We start from the raw sequence: 22669 nt of genomic DNA, 5'->3' as shown, positions 1-22669 counted from the left end.
GAAACCAGAAACCCATCGATATGCCAGTCGCACTTCAAACAGTTGCCTTACTCGTCGCCTCTAACGTCTTCATGACGTTTGCGTGGTACGGGCACCTTAAGTCAATGAATAATAAAGCTTGGTACGTCGCGGCCATCGTCAGTTGGGGAGTAGCGCTGTTCGAGTACCTATTTCAGGTTCCTGCTAACCGCATTGGTCACACGACGATGAGCGTGGGGCAACTCAAAATTCTGCAAGAAGTCATTACGCTGTCTGTGTTCGTCCCTTTTGCTTTGTTCTACATGAAAGAGCCGATCAAGCTCGATTACGCATGGGCTGGCCTGTGCTTGTGCGGAGCCGTCTACTTCGTTTTCCGAAGCTGAGCGAATTAAAGACCGATGATGATCTCGACAGACAGCTCCTCCAGCGAGCCGAGCGGCACGAACTCGGTTGCCGTCACGCGGCAGAGTCGTTTCGCACTCGATGCGCTGACGTTTTTTCTTGCCGACGTTCAGGATGGCCTGGGCCCGTATCTGGCGATCTACCTCACGACGATGCGCCGCTGGACCCCGTCTGACGTGGGAGTCGCGATGGCGGCGGTAGTGATCGGCACACTGCTCGCGCAGTTGCCCGCTGGAGCGTTCATCGATGCGACGCGACGCAAGCGCCTCGCAGTAACGGTCGCTGCGGGCGTCGTCGCCACATGCTGCGTGGCAATGATCAACTTCCCGAAGTTACCAGTGATTGTCGCTGCTCAGACGCTCATCGGCGCGGCGGCGGCGGTACTTCCTCCGGCTGTCGCTGGGATTAGTCTCGGGCTTGTGGGGCGACCCAGTTTTGCTCGCCGAACGGGTCGCAACGAGGCATTCAACCACGGAGGCAACGTCGCTGCAGCCATCCTCGCAGGCATTCTTGGGACCTACCTTGGATATGCGGCGATTTTCTACCTCGTCGCTGGAATGGCAATGGCGAGCGGCATCTCCGCCATGCTGATTCGCGAAAACGAGATCAATCACGAGCGGGCTCGCGAATCAGCAAGTTCGCAGCCGGCTGAAGGTTTCTCATTTCTGAGGAGCGGGCAGCTGCTCCGCTTTCTAGCGGCGATGTTCCTTTTTCACTTCGCCAACGCAGCGATGCTCCCGTTGGTTGGGCAAAAGGTGTCGATCGGCCAAGCTGATTCAGCCGCTGCACTAATGTCTGCGTGCATTATCGCAGCTCAAATCGTGATGGTACCTGTGGCCTTAGTCGCAGCGTGGGGCGCAAATAGATGGAGCCCGAAAGCGGTATTCGCCGTTGCCTTCGCAGTTCTGCCGATTCGAGGTTTGCTCTACACCTACTCCTCGAATTCCGCGTTCCTCATTGCCGTGCAACTGCTCGATGGAATCGGCGCGGGCATCTACGGCGTCGTCGGAGTTTTGATGGTGGCAGATTTGGCGAAGGGAACGGGACGGTTCAATTCGGCACTGGCGTCGATGGCGCTCGTGGCCGGAGTAGGGGCAGCTGCTAGTAACCTTGCGGCCGGCATCGTCGCTGAGGAACTTGGCTACAACTCGGCGTTCATTTCGCTTGCCATCGTCGCCGGCCTTGGACTCGCATGGTTCTATTTTGGAGTAAGCGACCACGCGGAATCACTCTAGCCCGTCGCCACTCACCGTAGCGCAAAGATTCCACTTGAGGGAAGAGCAGCGTTTTTGGGGGGATGAGCGTGTTCGCCGCACTGCAGAGAATGGAAGTGGCCTTATAGCTTCTCGATCTTGTCGGCAATGGCGTCGAAGCCGTACTTGCGAGCGACCGCGATCAGCTGCTGTGGCTTCAGATTCTCCGCTGGGCCAATGCCGCCCGCCGCGGCGGTGAGTTCTGCAACTTTGAGCGCCAGCGCGTCTGACAGCGAGTCGCATTTAACTGTCCGTCCATCTACCTCGGTCGTGTACGGACCCGACGTTCTCTCGCTCGATACCGACGATCCCATGGTTAATCGCCCTCGTGGCTGACCGGTAAGAATCTTGCCGGTCAGTGTAGCAGGCCCAGGGCAATAAGTAAGACAATTAAGACTGCGAGTTTGGCATGCCCTTCGCTTAGCACGCCAACTGTGAGCAACGGCTAGCCTTCCGCCTGCGGCGTCTTTGCTTTCGGCGCGAGGTGGAATGGCTAGTCGATAGCGAGAAAACAAGGGCACCAATGAACGCAGCAGTCGTTAAGTACGCAGTTCCGCGAACATTCGCCGAGCTTCCATACACTCATTCGTGGCTAAAGATTTGCCAGCACGCCGAGCGACTTGACTCTGTTGAGATCACTGAGTTTGACGCCAACGCGGAAGGGACGTGGCTTCGCTTCACTTACAGCGGGTATTTATTCTCCGTAGGCGAACGCGGCTCACGGGTCCAGCTGACCGTTAACGACGCCGACTGCCCACCGGATTTGCTCGTCGAAGTGACAGAGCATTTCGCCGCTTTGCTCGCTCCCCATCTATGGCACTGCTAAACGACAAGCCTTAACGGTGGCCCGCTGAGTCTCTGGCTGGGTCGGCGGGTCGGAGCCGTCGGTGAATCAATTTCACGTACCATTGCCTGTCGACACTTACACATCCAACGCCGACGGCCATAGCTATGACGTAGTCGTCTACGAGCGAGGCGCTGGGTATCACACCGCCTGGTATTGCACGGTTTGCCGCGGTCGGACCGAAAGTGATCAATGCAATGATCGGCGAGGCGGCCAGACAATCAGCCGAACGTCAGATCAGTACGCATCACGTTCATGCACACATGGGTTGTGAATACTAAATTGGCTTCGCATAAAGAAGGCACGCCAATGTGCCGTTTTGGCCGCGGTGTTCTCGATGGAGTGAACCTCGAGATCGGCGATGCACTTGAGGTGGCTGGATGAAGATCGTCTCCTACGGCATTATTGCTTTGACGATGCTCTACGCCTCAGGTTTAATTGCGCTGATACACGTACTCGCGGGATGGTCTCTTTTGGCGTCCGTGGCAGTTGGAATTATCCCGGGCATCCTAATCTGCTACTTCGCCGCGCTCGTAACGTTCGCGCTCGTGACGCGCGTCCTGAAGACGATCCACTGGCTGAATTAACTTGGATGCAACGGCTGTCGCGCCTGCGGAGCCTTCGCCGTCGGTAGCAATGAGCGACTAAGTATCATCGCGCTGAGATGAGCGCGGGGCCTGTGGCGATTTGCTGCACTTCGTCTTTCGCCTCGAACTTAGCAGCGACGTGGACGCCCGTCATCGAGTGATCGACCTGAAACTCGACGGTTTGGCAGGCACTGCAGCTGGCGACTAAAACGAGAAGTATGAGTCGCATCGAAAACCCCTCCCTCAACAGACAATGTCGTCCGTGACGGATGGGCTTATTGCAGTTGCCGTGCCAGTGATCTGACAGTCGGCTGAGAGAATTGCCGTCGTGGGTTGGATAAACTCTGACGCCGCTAGCGTCATTAAACACCGCGATAGCAGCAAGGAAACTGAGTGAAATCCGGTCAATGGGCGACGGGATTGCGGCCAATGGCCAGGCGAACAACTAGGCGACGTAGAAGCCCCTCAAAGTTTGCGGCCTGCGAGTGGGGGCGTTAGAGTGGCATCGTAGTTTACCACGCCTTAAGTATCTAAATCCGAGTGCTCTAATGAAGCTATGCGTTTCCACGCTCCTAGTAAGCTTTCTCATCATCCTGCCAGAAATCGGAAGCACGTTTGCTAGCGGACCTGTCAATCTTATTGAGAATGGCAGTTTTGAAGTTCCGGTTGTCGTTGGTGGCAACCAAGAATTCGGCACCCCTTCGACCGCAATTACTGGGTGGCACGTATCGGCGGGTAGCATCGACTTGATCACCAGCGGTAGCATTCTTGGCTCCGCTCATAGCGGCCTGCAGATGATCGACATCAACGGAAGCAGTTCCGGGAGAGTGGAGCAGTCATTTGCTACTGTTCCGGGTAATACCTACAGACTTGCACTCTTCTATTCCAATAACCCGAATCCCGCCTTCGCGTTGCCCATCTACTCCGCATCGGTCAGCGTGGTCGGCACAACCCAGTTGCTAAATGCTTTAGTTGCCCACGCTGGAGCAACTGAACTTCAAATGAATTGGATGCGATTCGCCAACTCGTTTACCGCCGATTCAACGACAACGAAATTGGTGTTGAGCAGCGCGCACGGGGGATTCAACGGGATTTATTTCGATTCCGTGTCTGTGATCCCCGAGCCGGCTGTAGGCATCATCATCGCCCCGGCAGCATTCGCAGCGTTGTCACACTCACGCCGGCTTCGTCCCCCGCAGGGATGAGAAAGACCGCTACGCCCACCAAAGATTGCGATTCAGAACAAATACATGGGCGCTGGATCGATCTCAGCTTCCGGAAACAACTCTCGCAGTCGCGCCATTTCCGTTGTTTTGTTCTCGCCAGGTGCAACGTAGATCGAGTGTATTATCCGATCTCCCAGTAGATCTCTTAGCCAGCCCACCTTCGTGGAGTCCGGCGAGTTAGGTCCGGGAAGCGGCAGAGACACAACGAATACGTGGCGGCCTGCGTTCATCGCTTGGACTCGGCGGAATACGAAGCTGTACTTCCAGCCTACCACCGCCACGATCGCCGAGACGAGTAGTGCTACGCGGAGAGTGAAGCGGGGGCGAGGCATGGGGCTCAGTCGTCGACTTCCCGAGCACTGGTCCCCGCAACGCGTTCACAGCGGACGACGACTTTAACGTCGCCATCTTCGACATAGAAGAAGCAACGACTCAGCACCTTGTGCTCGGCGTGAGGATTCTTGATTTTGAGTTTGCTCAGCTCGACGCCGTCGCTGCTCTGGATTACTAGCTTGCAGGCCATTGATGTAACTCCCTGGATGTTGTTGGCACCGATCGCGCCGCTTGGGCTAGTTGCTGGCGCGATCAATTGCCAGACTCGCCAGCCGCTGGTAATTACCGAGCGAATATCGCTGGCAAGCTTCCTTGATCAGTTATAGCCGGCCGACTGAGTGTTGCAGCACAGTCGACGGATGAAGCTCGAGAGCCTGTGCCTCGTTGAGCAGCTTCAGGTCTTCCGCTGATGCGCAGACTATGTTGCGGCCGGAGAGGTGAATCTGGCGCGGGGGGAAGCAGTCGTACAACTGTCAGCTCCGGCGCTGTGATCAATTGGTCTTCAACACCGTCGGTACGCGAACAGTGAATGTGCTGCCATCCCCCAGCCCGTCACTCTGGACGCTGACCGACCCGCCGTGCAGTTCCACCAATCGCTTTACCAGCGCCAGTCCAATTCCGAGCCCGCTGTGGTTTCGCTCAAGCGAGGAGCCGACCTGGTGAAACATCTCGAAGACGTTGCCAATTTCATCAGGGGAGATACCAACGCCCGAATCTGTAACATCGATCTCTGCCACACCGTCAACGTGTGCAGCGCCAATGGTGACCACCCCGCCGGGATCAGTGAACTTGATAGCGTTATTCAAGAGGTTCGTAAGCACCTGCAGCAATCGCGAACGATCACCGTTGACTATTACTTCCTCAGTGGGAAGGTGTACCGTTAGCTTGATGCCCTTCCCTTGTATCGCGTGCGCGGTCGACTCGACGACCTGAGAGATGAGCGATTCTAGGTCTACTTCCGCAAGTTGAAGCTCGATCGCTCCGCGACTTACTCGACTCACGTCAAGAAGATCGTCGATCAACCTGGACATCTGCCCGACCTGCCGCTCCATCATCTCCGATGCGGAATCGACGTACTCATTGCCGGTGTTCGCAAGCCGAAGTATCGCAACCGCGTTCGCTATTGGCGCGAGTGGATTGCGGAGTTCGTGAGCCAACGAAGCCATAAACTCATTCTTTTTGCGATCGGCGTCCCGCAACTCACGCTCTCGCTCGCGAAGAAGCTCGAGCGTCGTCGTCACTTGGTAGGCGGACGCCGCGAAGCCAGCGAGGCTTTCCAGTCTTCGCATATCCTCTCGATCGAATTTCCGATCGGGCACGTGGGCGACTGCCCATACAGTCCCTACTAGCTTTCCGCCTACTTCGAAGGGAGCCAGCAAGCACTCTTCAACCTTCGGTACGACGGGCGCAAAGTAGGGATAGTATTCTTCGACGCGGCTCATCATTTGAGTCGCACGGCGATCAAAAACCACGCCGCAGGGGCTGAAGTCACGCGGGTTGGCCCCCCCGATGTGGATTTGCCATTCACCTGCGATCGCTGGCCACTCGAAAAACTGTTCGTCCTCGCTCAGCAAGCTAATGCCTGCCGAGCCGACGTCGAGGATCTCTTTGATCGTCTCGACGAGCTCTTGGAGAATCGTGTCTGGCGCGTTGGCGAGTGTCCTCGCTAAGTGCGCGAAGGCGCGGTTCTCGGCACGATAGTCCGCTGCTCGACTCGGCCGCTCATCGAGTTCGGCCGTGGTGACAATTGAATCAAGTGTACCGGCGTCTGTTGAACTCACGTGGTTGGCAACATTGCTGAGGTGTAGCGGCGGGAATGGAACCATTCTAAGCAGCCAGCGGCGCCGCGCGTCCAGAGCATCCCTGGCGAATTCAGGTTGCAATTTCTCGCCCCTCGCGCACAATAAACCCCGTCAGCATTCCGCTGGCCCGAGCGTAGAAACTCGGCAAGTGTAGGACAATTCGAACGATGACAACATCTGGCAACAGGCCCGGACGCGCGGGCGGTCGTACAAGCTTTGATCCCGAGAGCGGGCTAGCGAGGCGACCGCGGGGGACTACACTCCTCTTTCTAACCGCGTTTCCGGGCCTGTTGCCATTTGAGGCGTCGTCGAGTTGTCGAAGCGCCCAGGACGGGCGTTGGCCACCTGGGCGCTCTCTTCTCGCCACTCTGGCGATGCCCGGGAAGGTTTTTAGCCCATGGTCGGTATCTGTGCTGACATGGCCCAACAAAGGTCGCCTCGGCGCGGCGCGTGTGAACTGCTGGATAGGGCCAGAAGTTCTCTAGCTCAGCAAGCATTCATTGAGTGCGGTTGTTGCCTGCGCGAGGCGGTGCGAATTTACCTGCACGATGAGTGCACGCATCACGGCTGCTTGCCAAAAGAGAAGCCGGGCACCTACCGCACGCCTCCGCGCGTCCTCGCGAAGCGACTTACTAAGAAAGAAGTTCTCGGACCGAAGCTGGGACAGTGGATAGGTGAAATCATCGAGATGTCCAACAAGGCAGCTCACCTCAGTTTCGTCTCACCGAGGGAGTTGGAAGCGGGCATCGTCATGATGGAGTTTTTTCTAAACGGAACGCACCTTGCTCCCACTAACGCTGGAGGTCAATCATGAGCGTCAAGGAAAAGAAAGTCGACTGGTCGCTAACCCGCATTGTTGATGAGGTGATGAAACCTACGGGGCGCTATGCGGACACGACCATCGAGAAGTACATGAGCGCGGCCAGATCCTACGGCCGCTTTCGCGGCTCCGAGCAGACTGCAGGTGAAATCACTCCGCACTTACTGGAGAAGTTTGCGGAATGGCAGATCGCCGAGGGAAAAACGGAAGCGAGTTCTCGTCACTTTGCAGTCATGGTCGGTACCATCGTTCGCCAAGCCGATCCGAACTTGCTGCCCAATCGTAACTTCGCCGAGTTCCGCGATGCGGAAACGGGAAATCTTCTGCTCATCATGCAGAAAGAATACTTCCCCAGTCACCCGCGAATTGGAAGCAAAGCCACAGAGGACCAATATCTAAAAATGGCGATGCGTTACTCTCAGTTCTTGGGCCGGCATTGTACCCTCGATGACCTAAACGATTTGGAAGTGGGCCGGTGGATGCGATTCCTTCGAGCTGAAGGCCTGAAGGCTGTTTCGATCAATGGTTACGTTGCCAAATTGCGTGCATTCTGGAATTGGTGCGCCAAGAAACGCATGGTCGAACTCTTCCCAACGATCGGAGATTACCCTGAACCGCAAAGTTTGCCGGACGCATACACGGAGGAAGAGGTTCGTCAGCTCATCGCCGCATCTCGTTTAATGAAAGGAACAATTCACGGCGTACGCGCCGCGGTATGGTGGGAGACGCTTCACCGCGTCGCTCTCGACACCGGCGAACGGACGTCCGCGCTTCTCGACTTAATGTGGCGCGACTTCGACGAAGCAAACGCAACGCTTGAAGCGCCTGCGGATATTCGCAAGGGAGGCCGTAAGCCAATGCTCTACTACCTGAAACCTAAAACAGTTGCACTGTTCGCGGAATTGCGGAAAGCCGGGCAAAAGAGAATTTTTCCTTGGCCTTGGACGAAGGGCGCCTACTACAACCACAACAAAAAGCTGATCAAGCTCGCCGGCATAGAGTATGTCCCAAGAAATTGCGGACTACAAAAGCTCCGTCGCACATTTGCCAGCCACATTGAGGCGAACGGCGGCAATGCGACCGCGGCTCTCGCTCACACGGCGCGGAGAGTGACTGAGAGGTCATACCTCGACCCGCGAATTGTGAAGGAGCCGCCCCACAACGAGAAGATGTTTGACGTTTAGTATCCGACGTCGCCCGCTGCGGGCAGGCAGCGGACGCCATTTGTCGAGGTCGGAGTTGGCGATTGCGGTTCCCCGAAGTAGCGCGCAGTCGCACTCAAGATACCGCCATATATTCGATGATTCGGGCGTCCGCGGCGGGTTGCAAACCCCGCGGCAAGCGGCTCGCGGCGACTCGGCCTTCCCATCCTTCGGCCAGTCGCCGCGCGTCGGCCCGATTGAAGAAAGGATGGATTCTCGTGCCTGATGACGTCGACAACCTCAGCTTCCTCAACCAGCTTGAGGCAGTCTTCTCGCTCGCGACCGACGCCAGCGATCACTTCACTCGAGAGGTAATGAGTCGACCGGTCCGATTCGAAGGCAGTGCAGCGGAGATAGCGCCGCGGATCCGTTGGCTGATCAAGAGGTCGTCGGACTTCCGTGCCCTCCAGATCGCGCTCGAAGGCATCGGCAGCACGACGGAGCACCTTCGAGAGGTTCCGCCTCAAGCTACATCTCAGCTGCGGCGATTGACGCGATGCACTCTGTATCTCCGTCGGAAAAAAGATTGCATCACTGTCGCTCACCTACTTCGAATCGCCGGCTGTCTCAAGAAAGCCGGAGAGAAAGGGTGCTCGGCCGTCCACATGGCTACGAGTGAACTGCAGCGAGAGAAACTCGAAACCATACTACTCGCTCCGCGCGCCGAATTACATGAGACCGTGGAGAGTGCCACAAAGCGCGAAGCGGTCACTAAGAAAGCCCCCAAAGCGTTCGTAGAGCGTGTACTAAAATCAGAAGCTGAAGTTCCGCCGAGTCATCGATTCAGAGGCAGGAAGAAAGGTGAACCTCTTACCAAGCACGTAATTGAGATGAACGAGAAGTACGGGCTTAGCACCTACTATGTTTCTCAAACGTATGAAGGCCCCGTTCTGAAACTGGGCAGGCAGTACATTTACCCACACGATGCAATAGCGGCGTTGAGCGATAAAAAGCGTCGTAAAGGAGATGACGAATAAGTTGCAACGTTGCAGAAAGGAAATTTTCGCAGAAAAACTTCGGGGGCTATCTGCCGAGGAATAGCGGAAAAACGCATCGAAAGTAGACCCAAGTCGATTTGCAACGTTGCAGTCGTAAATTCAACGCTCTGATTGCCCTCAGTGTCGCACTCCGCGGCACAGCCTATCCTGCGAGGGTCAAATCATGCCTAGCGCCGTAAGCTCTGAATCTCCGCAACTTCTCGCCACGCCGCGTGAGGCCGCCGAACTTCTCCGAATTAGCGAGAAAGCGCTTTGGAATCTGACGGTGCCGCGTGGCGACCTACAATGCGTCCGGCTTGGCCGCAGCGTCCGCTATAGTCTCGCGACGCTTCGCGAATACGTCGAGCAGCAACAGACCGCTGCCGCGGGCTAACTTCTTCACCCAGCCCGTGATTTTGCCGGCGTGCCAGAATGCGAAGCGCGCCGGCTCTTTGCCTAGATTTTGCGGTCAACGGCAAAGAACCGGGCGCTTCCACGGCGACAGCCATGAAGTCTCTCATAGCGGAGGCAAGCGGTCAACGTTTGCCCCAATCCGACGTTGCAGCTAACCGTCGATGGAATGCCGAACTCTGGTCGCTCTACTGCGCCAAGTGTTTGGCGCCGAATATCGATGGCGACTACTTCCCTCGGTTCGTCGACGAACTCGTAGCACGTTGGCGGGAGCACCATGAATTCTACCAAGAGTTCATCCACGCTAAGAGCTGGTTCGCACCAATGCTTCCGCTCATCGAGTGTGAACGCTTTCGCTCCATCGAACTCCCGAATGGCGAATTCGTACCACTACGGCTCGATCGAGCAAAGTTCGACTTTCAAGTTCGACGCAAACCCAGCTTGGTGCTCGAAGCTCCGCGATGCTGTAGCTGTAAGGCGAGCGGGCGTCGAAAGCTCATCGACGCCTTCATCACGCCGACACGGAGGGCCGCCGGATGAGTCCAGCCGTTCAACAAGAGATGGAGTCGCTAGCTAGAAATAACCGCTTCGATCTCCCGCTCTTCCCCCAGCACTACGCCAAGCTTGCCGACGAGTGCGGCCTGTCTCCCGCGACCATCCTGTCGGCGAAGATTCGCTCGACCGGTGATCTCGAAGACCTCGCCCGATTACTCAATCGCAAATCCGTCGCGAGATCGTGGGGAACGGCGATTGTGATCCCGTACCTAGATCAGTCCGGAGACTTCGTGCTGCATCGGGTTCGGCCGACGAATCCGCCTGTCAGCAAGAAAACCGGCAAGGCGCAGAAGTACTTGCAACCCACAGGTGCCGCTAGCCGAGCGTACTTCCCTCCGAGCATCTATTCGGTCCTAAACGAAGCGTCGTGTCGCCTCATCATCACCGAGGGCGAATTCAAGGCACTGAAGGCGACGCAGGAGGGATTCCCCTGCATTGGCCTTAGCGGCGTCGACTGCTGGCATCCCCGGAAGAAACTGACGCTGCTCCCCGATCTCGCGGATGTCCATTGGCAGGGCCGCCAAGTCTTCATCGCATTCGATTCCGATGCCATCGACAACGAGAACGTCGCTCGCAACGAACGCGAACTCGCGGCAGCGCTCAAAATGCAAGGCGCGCAAGTACGAATTGTCCGTATCCCAGCAGGGGAGGGCGGCAAGAAAGTTGGTCTCGACGATTTGCTCGTCGCCCATGGTGCTGAAAGGTTCACTGAGTTGCTCGAAAGCGCCACGGAGCCGTTACCGCCCGCGGCAGGTGAATTCATGGAATCGGCGTCGGATATGGATCCGGCGATCGAGGCCGCACACATCCTCTCGAGCGTAAGGATGGGCGACCTCTACCGGCTCCGTTTCTGGCGGGGTGGCTGGTACTGGTGGGCGAACGGCCGCTACGGCGAGAAGCCCCCAGAGGAAGTCCGCGCCGAGATCGTCAATCTGCTCAACAAGAAATGGCTCGGAGTGAAGAGCCGAAACGTCTCCGACGTGCTCGAGCATGTAAAGGCGAAATCAATTCTGCCAGCTTCAGTTGAGCCTCCGTCGTGGCTCGCGGCGCCACCTCACGGCTGGGCGTCGGAGGAATGCCTCGCCACCAAAAACTCTGTCGTGCATCTACCGTCGCTGATTCAAAACCTGGCGCCATGCGACACGCCCGCGTCGCCAGCCTTTCTCACCACGACTGCAACGGACTTTCAGCTCGACCTCAACGCCCCGCGCCCAGATAGGTGGCTCGAGTTCCTAGACGCATTGTGGAAGGACGACGCCGAAAGCATCCAAGCCCTCCAAGAATGGTTCGGCTATCTCCTGACTCACGACACACGCCAGCAAAAACTGATGCTCCTCGTCGGTCCGAAGCGGTCCGGGAAGGGCACCATCGCCCGCATCCTGACGGCACTTGTTGGGAAGGGAAACGTCGCGGCGCCGACGCTCGGCGGCCTTGCCACCAACTTCGGCCTCTGGCCCCTTATCGGCAAATCAGTCGCCATCGTGTCCGACGCCAGACTTTCCGGCCGCTCGGACCAGGCGGCCGTCGTCGAACGGATCCTTTCGATCACCGGCGAGGACTCGATCACGATCGACCGCAAGAACATGGCGCCTATCACGGTGCGACTGCCCACGCGATTCGTCATCCTGACCAACGAGCTTCCCAAGCTCTCCGACGCCAGCGGGGCCATCGTCTCGCGCGTCGTCCTCCTGCACACCACCAACTCATTCTACGGCAAGGAAGATCACGACCTCACTGAGAGGCTACTGGGCGAGCTCCCAGGCATTCTGTTGTGGGCCATCGAAGGCTGGCGCCGACTCCGCGAGCGCGGTCGTCTCCTGCAGCCTGAAACAGGCCTGGAGTCGCTCGGCGAGATGAACGACCTCGCGAGCCCTGTCGCCGCGTTCGTACGCGACTGCTGTGTCACCGACCGGATGGCTTATGCCACACCGACGCAACTCTACGAGGCGTGGGAGCGATGGTGCAAATCGCAAGGCCGGGAGAAGTTCATCGGCACCGTCCAATCGTTCGCTCGCGACCTGCTTGCGGCGGAACCAAGCATCAGGAAAAAACGCGTTCGAGACGGCGACGATCGCCAGCGAGTCTATGAAGGGATCGGGTTGAAGCTCGGTTTCTAGCTTCTGCTGGTCCACAGTGGTCCGCGACCCCATCCAAAGTACGCGAAAGCCAAAAATCATGTTTGAAAGCGCAATTCAATATAGTGAGTATGAGCTACTTTGGATCGGGTCGCGGACCAGCGTGGCCCAGTGGGGGCCATCTTGGCTCGCCCAATCTGAACCATCATCGGCATCTCCGCCGGCGGTCGCTCAGCCCGCGGTGCCTCCGGTGCTCACCCCCGAGCGATCGTCGGAGCCAGTGATTGCGCTTCAGGTCTGCTGCGAGCGATGCGGGTCGAATCGATTCCGTGACGCGGCGATTCACGGGGGCATGTCCACGCGTCGCGACTGCAGCGTCTGCGGACGGACGCTCGACTTCCCGGTTTGGGCGAGCGAAGTCGAACGCCTTGAATCTATGCTCCGTTCGCGCGGGCACGCCACGCCGCAAAACTCGGAGGCCGCATAACGTCACTGGGGAGCGAGCAGCCGCCGACGCCGCTCAACCGCCGCGTGCCTTGCGATGCAACGCCGTCGGCGCCACGCGCGTAGACCAGTCGCCGTACGACTCGAACATCTGCACTTCGAACGCTGCGGCCCGCGGCGTCATACACGACACATCACTCGTTTTTATTTTGAAACCATGCTTGATTCACACGCAATCGCCGACGATGATTCACGAAGCACGCTGAGCTCGCGACTGCGGGCCGCACTTCGTTCATCGCCTCATAGCCGCTACGCGATCAGCAAAGCCACTGGCATCGACCAGGCAACGCTGTCGCGATTCGTCAACTCGGCCGATCCTTCGAAGCGATCTGGCCTCAGCCTGCGAGCGATCGATCTGCTCGCGGCTCAACTCAACCTCGAACTCGTCGCTTGCCAGAGCAGCGACGCAGAAAGGACGCCAAGCGATGGCATCACTGATCAGAGAGCCGAACGGCAACCGGATGCTCCAGTTCAAGGCGGGCGGCCCGAGCCGGCACTCGATCCGCCTCGGTCCGATGCCGCAGAAGGAGGCCGAGAACATCAGAGGCCAAGTCGAGGCGTTGATCGCCGCGAAGATCTCGCAGACGAGTTGGAGCCTCAAGACGTCGGAGTGGGTCCGCAACCTGACGCCGACGCTGCACGACAAGCTGGCGAAAGTGGGACTGCTCCCGCCGAGATCCGCGAAGAGTGCGTCGACGCTCGGTGAGTTCTTGGCGGCCTACATCGACGGTCGCTCCGACGTGAAGGAATCGACCGCGATCAATTACCGCGCGACGGAGCGTGGCTTGCTTGAGTACTTCGGAGCGAAGAAGCTGCTCGCTGACATCACTGCGGAAGATGCCGACAAATGGCGGCGTTGGCTGGCCGCGGGCGAGAAGCGAGCGAACGGAACGGTTGTCCGGAAGAAGCTCGGCGACAACACGGTTCGGCGCCGGTGCGGGTTCGCCCGCCAGTTCTTCCGCGCCGCCGTTCGCGATCGAGTCATCACCGAGAATCCATTCGCCGGCATGAAGGGGGTATCCGTGCGATCCAATCGAGAGCGAGATTACTTCGTGACGCGCGAGGAAGCTGCGAAAGTCATCGAAGCATGCCCCGACGCGCAGTGGCGGCTGCTGTTCGCGCTAAGCCGGTTCGGCGGCCTGCGTTGCCCGTCAGAGCATCTCGCGCTCCGGTGGGTTGATGTCGATTGGCAAGCAAACCGCATCACGGTTCGCAGCCCCAAGACCGAGCACCATCACGGTGGCGCGTCTCGCCCGCTGCCGATCTTCCCTGAACTCCGCCCGTTCCTCGAAGACGCATGGGCGATCGTTGAGGCCTCGGTCATGGCGATGCCGCCCAAGGAGCGAGCGAAGGTCCACGTGATCACTCGCTACCGTGGCGCCAACGCCAACCTACGAACACAGCTGGAGCGGATCATCGCTCGCGCCGGCCTGAAGCCGTGGCCGAAGCTGTTCCAGAACTTGCGGCAGACGCGCGCCACGGAACTCGTTGCGGAGTACCCGCAGCACGTCGCATCGGAGTGGCTGGGTCACACGATTGAGATCGCCCAAGCGTTCTACTGGCGGACGACCGAAGAGCAGTTCGCGAGGGCCGCGACCCAACCAACGGGGGGCAAAGCGCTGCAAAATCCGGTGCAGTACTCAGCCGCAAGAGATGGCAGCGAGGTGTTTTCTGTGCAGCCAGAGGCTGGAAAACGCGAGAAATCAGAGGATCTCGCAGAGAATCAGTGCTCCCTCATGGACTCGAACCATGAACCTACTGATTAAGAGTCAGTTGCTCTGCCAATTGAGCTAAGGGAGCATTGCCCGCACGCGGCGGGCAGATTCAGAATTTTAGCGTTTCGCCGCCCGGCCGCCAGGGGCGTAGCTCGCAGAAAAAACGCTCCGCAGGCCGGCGATTGCGGTATGGGCGATTCGTTGCGGGCAGTTGCAGCGGAGAGGGCTCAATCTGCCGGGCGGGGAGGCCGCCGGGCGACCTGCGACTTGTTTGAACGGCTCGCGACGGGACTGCAACCGGCGCTGGCAATCTCGGCCTTCACCCCGCTGTAGCGGCCTGCCGGTGCCGCCCCGAGCCTCAAGCCTCCAGCGGCCGCCTTACTTCACGCGCCACATGGAGCGATAGAAATCGTCCTCCAGCTCGTCGAGGTCGTCGCCAAAATGCTGGCGGAACTCCTTCACCCGCTGCCCTTTTTTATCTTCCAGCAGCAGCGGCTTCTCGGCGATCATTTTGAGGTAGCCGGCGTATTCTTTCGTCCGCGTCCGGATCAGAAAGTAATTCCAGGCCCAGGCTTGGGCGTATGAATCAACCGCGGTCTCGGGGGTGGTGAACAATTTGTCGTCGCTCAGCATTCGCTCGAGAGAGACGGTCTTCCCAGCGCGATAGTTGTCGCGGAAGAGATCGAAGCGGCTGTAGTTGACGTTGCCGATGCCGCTCCAACTGCTTCGGCTATCGAGGTTGGGCGTCTCGAAGAACGTCGCCATCCCTTCGGTCAGCCAGTAAGGATTGGCGACCATCCGCGTTTGCAATCCGCAATTGAACGCGATTTGATGCGTCGCCTCATGGACGATTGTCGCCACGAGCGGCTCCGCTTGCGGTCGCGACAACAAGTCTGAAATATCATGCAATGACCCGCGATCGCCGGCGTTCTGGCGAAACGCCTGCATGCCGGTGAGGTCGTACATCATGATGCGGTTTGTTTCGAGATTGTAGTAGCCGATGATGTTGCTCACCGACGAACCGAGATCCTTCTTCGCGTAGTCGGCGTAGGACGCCTGATCGGCGAACACGAGCACGACGAGCGGCTGCTCGGGCGCCTGCACCGGCGACTTTTCCTTCTTCCAGAAAGCGATAAACGCTTTCTGCAGCCGCTCCAGCAGCGAGCTGGTCCACTCGGCGTAGGTCCTCGTCGTGTTGTAGCAGACGATGTAGTTCTTCGAATCGTGGACGCGGAAACCGGGCGGCAACTCGGCGAGCAGTTGCTTGGTCAGCTCCTCGCGCGTGAGCGGAACTAACTTTTCCGAGTCGGTCTTGCGGTCGCGAATAGTGGCCGCCGGCAAGCGGTGGATGGCGCCGTCGGCGGTCTTCAGCAGCATGCCGCCGTCGCGAGCTTCGACGATTGCCTCGCCGACGAGTTGCTTCGGCGGCTGGTCGGGCAAGACGACCGTGAGACGCTCGAGGGCTTGCGCAGCAGGAGGCGCCGCTCCGATGAGGAGCGCCGCGAACAGGACGCCGAGCGCGAGCGGCCAACAAGAGTTTGAGCGATGATTCGCCATGATCTTTCCAGTGTAGTCGAAGTCCGCCAAATAGCCGATGCGCGTCGCGCAATTCCGCCTCGCTGGCACGTTAGCGGCGGGCTAGAATGATCGGTATGACCGATACCGTCCTCGACAGAATTGTGGCCGTGAAGCGACGCGAGATTGCGGCGGCCCGCGACCGTGTTTCTGAAACAGAGCTTCGCCGCCGACTGGCGACCGCCCCGCCGGTGCGAGATTTCTTCGCCGCGCTGGCTCGGCCGGGCGCGATCCGATTGATCGCCGAAGTGAAAAAGGCGAGCCCGTCGGCTGGCGTGATTCGCGAGGATTTCGACCCGGTGGCGATCGCCAAAATCTACGAGCGACACGGGGCAAGTTGCCTCAGCGTGCTGACGGACGAGCCGCACTTTCAAGGGCACTTAGACTATCTAGTCGCCGTGCGGGCTAGCGTGGGACTGCCGGTGCTGCGCAAAGACTTTGTCCTCGATTCGTACCAAGTTATCGAAGCCCGTGCGGCGGGCGCCGACGCGGTGTTGCTCATCGCTGAATGTCTCGATGACTGCAATCTGCGGAAGCTCCACAACGAAATCATGGACCTGGGCATGACGCCGCTGGTTGAGATTTACGATCCCGAGAATCTGCCGCGGGTGTTGGAAGCGGGCGCCACGCTCATCGGCGTCAACAATCGCGATCTGCGGACGTTTAAGGTCGACCTTGAGCATTCTCTCCGCTTGCGTCCGGGAATTCCGACGGAATGCGTGATGGTGAGCGAGAGCGGCGTGAAAACTCACGCTGACGTCGAGCGGTTGTACGCCGCGGGCGTGAACGCGATTCTTGTAGGCGAATCGTTGATGCGTGAAGCCGATATCGGTGCGGCCGTTGATCGGCTGCTGGGGCGCTAGCGTTTCGATATTGCTCTAATCGCAGCGCGCTGCATCATTAGGGTTCTGTTCCCGCCGTGCTGCCCGTGGCTCGCCATTGAAGATGTTCTAGGGCTCGAGGGAGCGCCACGCGCTACTACGCCTCCCGCAATGGTTGCCGACCCCCGGGCGGAGCCCGGGGCCAGAACCTTGGCGCATAAAACAAGCGGCGGGACGACTCGAAAGTCATCCCGCCGCGTTGAATCCGCTCAGCGGTAATTGCCGCCCGTCAGGCGATCTCGCATTCGCCCGACGGAGGGTTCATGCAAACAGCAGCCGTTAGTTAGCTGCTCGTCAGGGTCGTTAGCTGCGACGGCGACGCAAGGCCACCATCGCCATTCCGCCCATGCCGGCCAAGGCCATCGTGGCCGGTTCCGGAATCAGCGTTTGAGAGAACGACTGGTCGATCACAGTCGCACGGGCCGGCAGGAAGGCGCCTGCGGCGGCATTGGCGTAGATGTCCTTCGTGACGAACAGCTTCGTGACCGGGGTCGTGAAGATCGTCGAATCGCTCAGCTTCGAGTTGACGCCCGGACCAACGGTCGAGTAGTAGGCGTTCAGCGTTTCGTTCTTGCCGAGGAACGTTTCGTCGACGGTGATGAACGATTCGTCAGCGGCGCCAGCGCCGCCGAGGAACAGGTGGGCGTCCGTGATCTGCCAGCCTTGCTGCAGTCCCGCAGGCGAGACTTCGACGGCGAAGCGAATCAGGGCGTCCGACGCGCTGCCGCCCGGCAGATCTTGGAAGATGCCGTGGAAGCTCACGCCCCAGTTGCCGCTGGGATCTTTGAACCCGAGGACGTTGATCTCGGCCGGCAAGGGCATGTCGCCCAAACGCGAATAAGAGAAGCCGGTGAAAATCTTGTCGCCGACGACGATACCGCCCGTCGGATCGCTCTGAAGATCAGCGAGCGTCACCGAGCCGACCGAATTGATAGCGCCGTTGGCGGGGGTCAGGTCAATGAGCGCCGCGGAAGCAGCGGCGGCGGTCAGACAAACAGCCATCGCGAACGCGACAGCCGTCGTGACGGCTCTAGTAGCAGGTCGAAGCATAGTGGGTCATCCTTTGCGAGTGTCTTGCCTTCGCTAACCAGCGATATTCCTCAATCCCCCGTCGCACACAGCAGCGACCGGCATGGTTAACTTCAGCTGAGCGGAGAATCTCCAAACAAGAAAACATTAAAACGGGATATAAAAACCGTCAGAATCTTTCAAACGGACTGACTTGCGGACTTTCTTTGCGTTACCGCTGGGCATCGCCATCTCTGGCTTACCGCGCGGCTCGCTTGTTGGTTCGTTGGTGAATTCCGCCAACCGTGGTGACGCGTCGGCGACGCGCTTTGCTGGAACGGCTGGAGGATTGCACGCGTTGAGCCCCGCGACGGGGAATAGGCCGGCTTGCCGCCGTCTCACCGTCGCAGGCCTCTTCTTCGTTTTGATTTGATTTGGTCATGGCGTGAAGCTCGCTCGTTATTCGCTGGATGCCATTAATTCAGGAACGTCTGACGGCGGCGTTAGTAAGTCTCGCCGCTCCAAAGCCAGTCGCGCCTCTTCCAGCAGATACTCGAACCCGCGCTGCCCGTTGCATTCGTTGAGATAAACCCAGGCGCCTAGCTGCCGCGCCCAAATCTCCTCGCGAACATCGCCTGCGTTCCCCGCAACCAGCAACAGCGCGTTGCTGAGTTCATGGGCCCGCTGGGCGGCGTCTTTCAACTCGCCGTATCCCGCTGCCATCGCGTCCGGTAGGTCGACGACAATCAGCGGCACGCTCCGTTTGAAGACGGCTCGCAAGAACTCTCCAGCGTCGCGACACACGATCGCATCCCAAGCTTGCGCCTCGGCGGCGGAACGAATCAGCCGGCGGCGATCGGCAGAGAACGAAACAACCAAACAGCGCAAGAGCTGCGGAGGCGCGGAGCGCGTCGCAACAATTGCCGCCTCGCCCCGTGGAGCGAGTACAGCTGTCGGTGTCCCATTCACAGTTGCCATGCTAAGGCGCTACTCCGGTCATGCCGACGTCGCTGCAATGCGAGCCTCGACACAGGTGTCCTGCGATCTAATGCGATTCGAACGCTACTCTCTGCGCCAACCCCACGACCCGAGACTGCCCGTCCGGCGCATGAGATGACGCATCTACTCTCTGACGACGATGCAGCGCGAGATCGCGCGGCAACATCCAACTCCCGGAGCAATTAATCGCTCCGCTTACGCGACGCTGCCGTCCTACGCAAACGCAGCTCGTTCGCAACGATGCTCGGCCAGCGGACCATTCGCGCCGTGCAGTGAAGCCATTCACTTGCGTGACGAAAACAGTCGCGGCGCAGCTTGATCGCTGCGGCGAACGTCTGCAGAGACGGCTACCAAGCCATCTTGCGATTGCGGCGACGGTGAATGCCGTTGATGGACGTCGGCGCCTTGCCACGGCGACGCGAATGGCTCGGCTGGTTCTTCTTGGCGAGCTTCACTTCTGAAGTCCGACGGAAGTTGCCGGTGCCGTAATCCATATCGCCTTGCTCGTAGAGTTGGATGTGGCTCATTTGCTTTCCCTTATCACGCTGGTCGCCTCAAAAGTTCGCGACGATCGCGACGAACCTTTCAGCGAAAAGAAGACTTGAACGGATAGACTCTCAGCGAACCGGTTGTGACGGCCCCACTGAGGGCTGCGTTCCTATAGCGAGAAGCGTGCCGTAAGCCGCAAGCACGTAGAAATTTCCACTAACCTACGTTCCTGTAATGACTTACCAAGCTGCGTGGCCCTGAAAGCCGGCAACACGGAATCACCAGAAGAGTGAGACCCAAAGAACGCTAGCACCGCTTCACTCGACAAATCAGGCGATAAAGTCGAATTTCACCACTTCAGTGAAGTCTCACCAAACCAGTGACGACTTCTGTGCGCGGCGAAAACGCATGCGCGAAGATTTATGAAGTGCAACCGTCATGCCTGCCGTACCGCTGGCAACGTTTGGGCAAGGGCAATGCACTACGGAGCTAGCACGTTGAGTACGGCGCAAGCGTGCGAGCAGGCTCTACGAAGCGCGTAGAAGGACAAACCACGCGGCGATCGTGCAGAAGCACAGGCCTGAGGCCTGTGACGAGCGCGGAGAAAACGAGAACGGCGGCGGCGTAAAGCAGAAAAACGCTAGCAAGACGAGAAGCAACGGAACGCCGTGCGCGTATTGCGGTCTGAATCTACGAACGCGTTAGGCGACTTCATCGCGAGCATTGCACTCGTTCGCGATCTGAGCCAACAAGCGAGTCATCGTGTTGGGATGGATCCCCAACAGCTTGGCCGCCCGTCCCTTGTGCCCCCCCGCCGTACGCAGGGCCTGCTCTACCGCCACTTGGCGTAGCCGCCCCAAGTCGGTGTACGGCAGGTCGTGGCTCTCGCGTCGTGCTTCGCGAGCGCCAGGCAAACTTGGTTCGCACTGCAGCACGTAGCTTTGCTCGAGCACGAAGCTCAGCTGCCGGATGTTGCCCGGCCAGTGGTACTCGCAGAAAGCACGCAACGCATCTTCGCTCGGCTGCCAAACGGGCTGCTCGTAACGGTTGGCAAACTTCTTGGAGAAGTAATCGATAAACAGCGGAATGTCGGAGATGCGATCCCGCAGCGGCGGCATCCGCAATTCGACGAGATTCAGCCGGTAGTAAAGATCTTCGCGGAAGCGTCCCTCGGCGACTTCTTGCTCCAGGCGGCGGTTGGTCGCGGCGATCACCTGCACGTCGACTTTCACCGGATGCGATGAACCGACCGGAGTGACTTCGCCTTCCTGCAAAACGCGCAGCAACTTCGGCTGCAATTCGAGCGGCATGTCGCCGACTTCGTCCAGGAAGACGATGCCTTGGTGACCTGAACGGAACACGCCGAGGCTCGCCCCCGCGGCGCCAGTAAACGCGCCACGTTCGTGGCCGAAGAGTTGGCTCTCAGCCAACGTTGGCGTCAGCGCAGCGCAATTGACCGGGATAAACGCTTGTTCGCTGCGTCCGCCGACGCGATGGAGAAGTCGGGCCCAAACTTCTTTGCCCGTACCGGTTTCACCGGTTAAGAGAACAGTACAGCCTACTTGTGCCGCCCGTTCAGCGTGGTGCGCAATCCGCTTAACAGCGGCGTCGCGACCGATTACCAAGCTAGCTGGATCCTCTGGTGAAAGAGTTTCCAGCGAACCGAGTGTATGCAAACCCACAGATGCCATCTTCATGTCTGCTCCGCAACGGAATCTTCTCGAATCCGTTGTTGTTCCGATCTGCACACACGCGTTGCTCGCTCCCAGCGACACGAATGAGATGCAGATTGATCTAAATCACTAGCGGTCCTATCTCGGTAGTTGAATCGAAGTCAAACGTGGCAATCACTAGCGCACGCCGCATACGTGCGGCAGATACGTGACGAGTTTGCCTCTTTCTGACCTTCACTGTCCTTGGTTGATTCTAAACGACATGGTGAATTCGCTCAAATATTTGTTAGGCCCCGATGCGGCGAATTTGCGACATTTAGTTTGAGGAATGTAGCGATCCGACAGCATCGCCCCCAGCAGACCATCGAGCGACAACTCATTTCACAACAACCACTTACGTCGAAACAAACCCATAAACCAAGGCAATTCCGTTTGTTGTTATACCAGGATGCATGCAACCGGCGCGCCGAGGCACTTTCCATCATTTAGGTGAGAGGTGTCCAGCCTCAGTTTCATCCACCCGGATAGAGGAAGAGACGCCCGCTACTCGGGTCGCCAAGCCTTCAACTCCGCCTTCTCGATGGGCGAATCGCTCCTGGCAAAATGGAGAACATGCTGCCATGGCAGCCGGTCGAATTGCCCCGCCAGGTGGAAGCCATTCGCCTCAAGTTCTTTCACTACCTGCACTTGGCTCATTTTGTGCAGCGGCAGAATCGGCACCGTTTCGTCTTCCTCGCGGAATTCGACCAATACCAGACGGCCTTCCGGTTTTAGACTCTTCCGGACCTCCGCTAGCGCCGTTTCCGGGTCTGAGAGCTCGTGATAGACGTCGACCATGAGCACGAGGTCGAATGTGTCGGGCGGCAGCCCGGATTCCTCCTCCTTGGCCAAAACAGGCTTAATGTTCGCTAAACCACGTGGTCCGGCCCGTTCCCGCAGCATTTCCAGCATTTCGGGCTGGATGTCGATGGCGTAAACCTCGCCCCTGGCCCCCACCCGCTTGGCCAACTGCAGGCTGTGGTAGCCGTTACCGCAGCCGAAGTCGCAGACGACTTGCCCCGGCTTTACCTTCAGCGAGCTGAGGAGCTTGAGCGGATCCTCTTCTTCCTCGCGAGTCGGCCGGGTGAGCCAGCCGGCGCCGCTGAAGTGCATCGTCGGGGCGATCGTGCGGCCCATGTACTCGTGCCGCTCGCGAGTTTCGCCCCTCGCAGAGGCATCAGCCTGCACGTCGGCAGCCACCGCCGGGGTTTCAGGTTCGGCGTGAACACGCGTCAGCCCGAGCCAGAAAATGGCGAGCGATAAGATCACGCTCATCGAAACGCGATTGAGCGAAGCTCCCATCATTCCTCCCCTCGCCTT

General features: G+C 58.8%; 22 protein-coding genes and 1 tRNA gene. 12 read left to right on the top strand and 11 right to left on the bottom strand.

Annotated elements, in window-relative coordinates; translation table 11 throughout:
* Nucleotides 1-20: 20 nt before the first annotated feature.
* Complete coding sequence (locus ACQY7R_RS26075; RefSeq protein WP_428308469.1) at nt 21-362, top strand: DMT family protein; 342 nt, start codon at nt 21-23, stop codon at nt 360-362.
* Nucleotides 363-377: 15 nt separating this feature from the next.
* A complete protein-coding gene (locus ACQY7R_RS26070) occupies nt 378-1616 on the top strand; it encodes an MFS transporter (RefSeq protein WP_428308468.1) in 1239 nt (412 codons plus the stop codon).
* A gap of 101 nt (nt 1617-1717) precedes the next feature.
* Here ACQY7R_RS26070 and ACQY7R_RS26065 read toward each other — a convergent pair whose 3' ends face one another.
* On the bottom strand, nt 1718-1948 hold the full coding sequence (locus ACQY7R_RS26065; RefSeq protein ID WP_428308467.1) for a hypothetical protein: 231 nt from the start codon (nt 1946-1948) through the stop codon (nt 1718-1720).
* Nucleotides 1949-2858: 910 nt separating this feature from the next.
* On the opposite strand from ACQY7R_RS26065, the gene ACQY7R_RS26060 reads away from it, so the two are divergent.
* Nucleotides 2859-3065 (top strand): hypothetical protein, encoded by a 207-nt coding sequence (locus tag ACQY7R_RS26060; RefSeq protein ID WP_428308466.1) that lies wholly within the window; start codon nt 2859-2861, stop codon nt 3063-3065.
* Between the two features lie 64 nt (nt 3066-3129).
* On the opposite strand, the gene ACQY7R_RS26055 is transcribed toward ACQY7R_RS26060, so the two are convergent.
* Entirely contained in the window at nt 3130-3294 is a 165-nt protein-coding gene (locus ACQY7R_RS26055; protein ID WP_428308465.1) for a hypothetical protein, read from the bottom strand.
* Nucleotides 3295-3613: 319 nt separating this feature from the next.
* Between ACQY7R_RS26055 and ACQY7R_RS26050 the strand changes: the two genes are divergently transcribed.
* Nucleotides 3614-4270 (top strand): DUF642 domain-containing protein, encoded by a 657-nt coding sequence (locus ACQY7R_RS26050; RefSeq protein ID WP_428308464.1) that lies wholly within the window; start codon nt 3614-3616, stop codon nt 4268-4270.
* A gap of 358 nt (nt 4271-4628) precedes the next feature.
* Here the strand turns inward: ACQY7R_RS26050 and ACQY7R_RS26045 are convergent, their stop codons facing one another.
* Nucleotides 4629-4814 carry a hypothetical protein gene (locus ACQY7R_RS26045; protein WP_428308463.1) on the bottom strand — a complete coding sequence of 62 codons (186 nt, stop codon included), beginning with the start codon at nt 4812-4814 and terminating at the stop codon, nt 4629-4631.
* A gap of 301 nt (nt 4815-5115) precedes the next feature.
* The gene (locus ACQY7R_RS26040) at nt 5116-6450 is read right to left on the bottom strand and encodes a GAF domain-containing sensor histidine kinase (protein WP_428308462.1); all 1335 of its coding nucleotides are present in this window, start codon (nt 6448-6450) and stop codon (nt 5116-5118) included.
* Between the two features lie 786 nt (nt 6451-7236).
* Here ACQY7R_RS26040 and ACQY7R_RS26035 point away from each other — a divergent pair.
* From ACQY7R_RS26035 to ACQY7R_RS26005, 7 genes are all read left to right on the top strand, one after another.
* A complete protein-coding gene (locus ACQY7R_RS26035) occupies nt 7237-8430 on the top strand; it encodes a tyrosine-type recombinase/integrase (RefSeq protein WP_428308461.1) in 1194 nt (397 codons plus the stop codon).
* Nucleotides 8431-8666: 236 nt separating this feature from the next.
* Entirely contained in the window at nt 8667-9425 is a 759-nt protein-coding gene (locus ACQY7R_RS26030; protein WP_428308460.1) for a hypothetical protein, read from the top strand.
* Nucleotides 9426-9609: 184 nt separating this feature from the next.
* Nucleotides 9610-9819 carry a helix-turn-helix domain-containing protein gene (locus ACQY7R_RS26025; protein WP_428308459.1) on the top strand — a complete coding sequence of 70 codons (210 nt, stop codon included), beginning with the start codon at nt 9610-9612 and terminating at the stop codon, nt 9817-9819.
* A 113-nt stretch (nt 9820-9932) separates the two neighbouring features.
* Nucleotides 9933-10376 carry a hypothetical protein gene (locus ACQY7R_RS26020; protein WP_428308458.1) on the top strand — a complete coding sequence of 148 codons (444 nt, stop codon included), beginning with the start codon at nt 9933-9935 and terminating at the stop codon, nt 10374-10376.
* On the top strand, nt 10373-12508 hold the full coding sequence (locus tag ACQY7R_RS26015) for a phage/plasmid primase, P4 family (protein ID WP_428308457.1): 2136 nt from the start codon (nt 10373-10375) through the stop codon (nt 12506-12508). The genes ACQY7R_RS26020 and ACQY7R_RS26015 overlap by 4 nt, the downstream gene beginning before the upstream one ends.
* 619 nt (nt 12509-13127) lie before the next feature.
* Entirely contained in the window at nt 13128-13676 is a 549-nt protein-coding gene (locus ACQY7R_RS26010; RefSeq protein ID WP_428308456.1) for a hypothetical protein, read from the top strand.
* Complete coding sequence (locus ACQY7R_RS26005) at nt 13627-14736, top strand: tyrosine-type recombinase/integrase (RefSeq protein WP_428308919.1); 1110 nt, start codon at nt 13627-13629, stop codon at nt 14734-14736. Before ACQY7R_RS26010 ends, ACQY7R_RS26005 begins: the two co-directional genes overlap by 50 nt.
* Here the strand turns inward: ACQY7R_RS26005 and ACQY7R_RS26000 are convergent.
* Nucleotides 14698-14770: transfer RNA gene (locus ACQY7R_RS26000), tRNA-Lys, on the bottom strand. The genes ACQY7R_RS26005 and ACQY7R_RS26000 overlap by 39 nt on opposite strands.
* Nucleotides 14771-15063: 293 nt before the next feature.
* On the bottom strand, nt 15064-16242 hold the full coding sequence (locus ACQY7R_RS25995) for a DUF1570 domain-containing protein (RefSeq protein ID WP_428308455.1): 1179 nt from the start codon (nt 16240-16242) through the stop codon (nt 15064-15066).
* A gap of 95 nt (nt 16243-16337) precedes the next feature.
* Between ACQY7R_RS25995 and trpC the strand changes: the two genes are divergently transcribed.
* Nucleotides 16338-17123: an indole-3-glycerol phosphate synthase TrpC gene (gene trpC, locus ACQY7R_RS25990; RefSeq protein ID WP_428308454.1), complete on the top strand. Its 786-nt coding sequence runs from the start codon at nt 16338-16340 to the stop codon at nt 17121-17123.
* A 321-nt stretch (nt 17124-17444) separates the two neighbouring features.
* Here the strand turns inward: trpC and ACQY7R_RS25985 are convergent, their stop codons facing one another.
* The 5 genes from ACQY7R_RS25985 to ACQY7R_RS25965 form a co-directional block, all read right to left on the bottom strand.
* Nucleotides 17445-18191 (bottom strand): PEP-CTERM sorting domain-containing protein, encoded by a 747-nt coding sequence (locus ACQY7R_RS25985; protein WP_428308453.1) that lies wholly within the window; start codon nt 18189-18191, stop codon nt 17445-17447.
* Nucleotides 18192-18608: 417 nt separating this feature from the next.
* On the bottom strand, nt 18609-19028 hold the full coding sequence (locus ACQY7R_RS25980) for a hypothetical protein (RefSeq protein ID WP_428308452.1): 420 nt from the start codon (nt 19026-19028) through the stop codon (nt 18609-18611).
* 467 nt (nt 19029-19495) lie between these two features.
* On the bottom strand, nt 19496-19675 hold the full coding sequence (locus ACQY7R_RS25975; RefSeq protein ID WP_428308451.1) for a hypothetical protein: 180 nt from the start codon (nt 19673-19675) through the stop codon (nt 19496-19498).
* A 663-nt stretch (nt 19676-20338) separates the two neighbouring features.
* Complete coding sequence (locus tag ACQY7R_RS25970) at nt 20339-21334, bottom strand: sigma-54 interaction domain-containing protein (protein ID WP_428308450.1); 996 nt, start codon at nt 21332-21334, stop codon at nt 20339-20341.
* Nucleotides 21335-21853: 519 nt separating this feature from the next.
* Nucleotides 21854-22651, bottom strand: coding sequence for a class I SAM-dependent methyltransferase (locus ACQY7R_RS25965; protein WP_428308449.1), 798 nt, complete (start codon nt 22649-22651; stop codon nt 21854-21856).
* Nucleotides 22652-22669 lie beyond the last annotated feature (18 nt).

Source organism: Lacipirellula sp. (assembly GCF_965279485.1).
Lineage (GTDB): Bacteria > Planctomycetota > Planctomycetia > Pirellulales > Lacipirellulaceae > Lacipirellula.
Note: the sequence above shows the minus strand (reverse complement) of the source record. Positions and strands in the feature narration are given on the sequence as shown.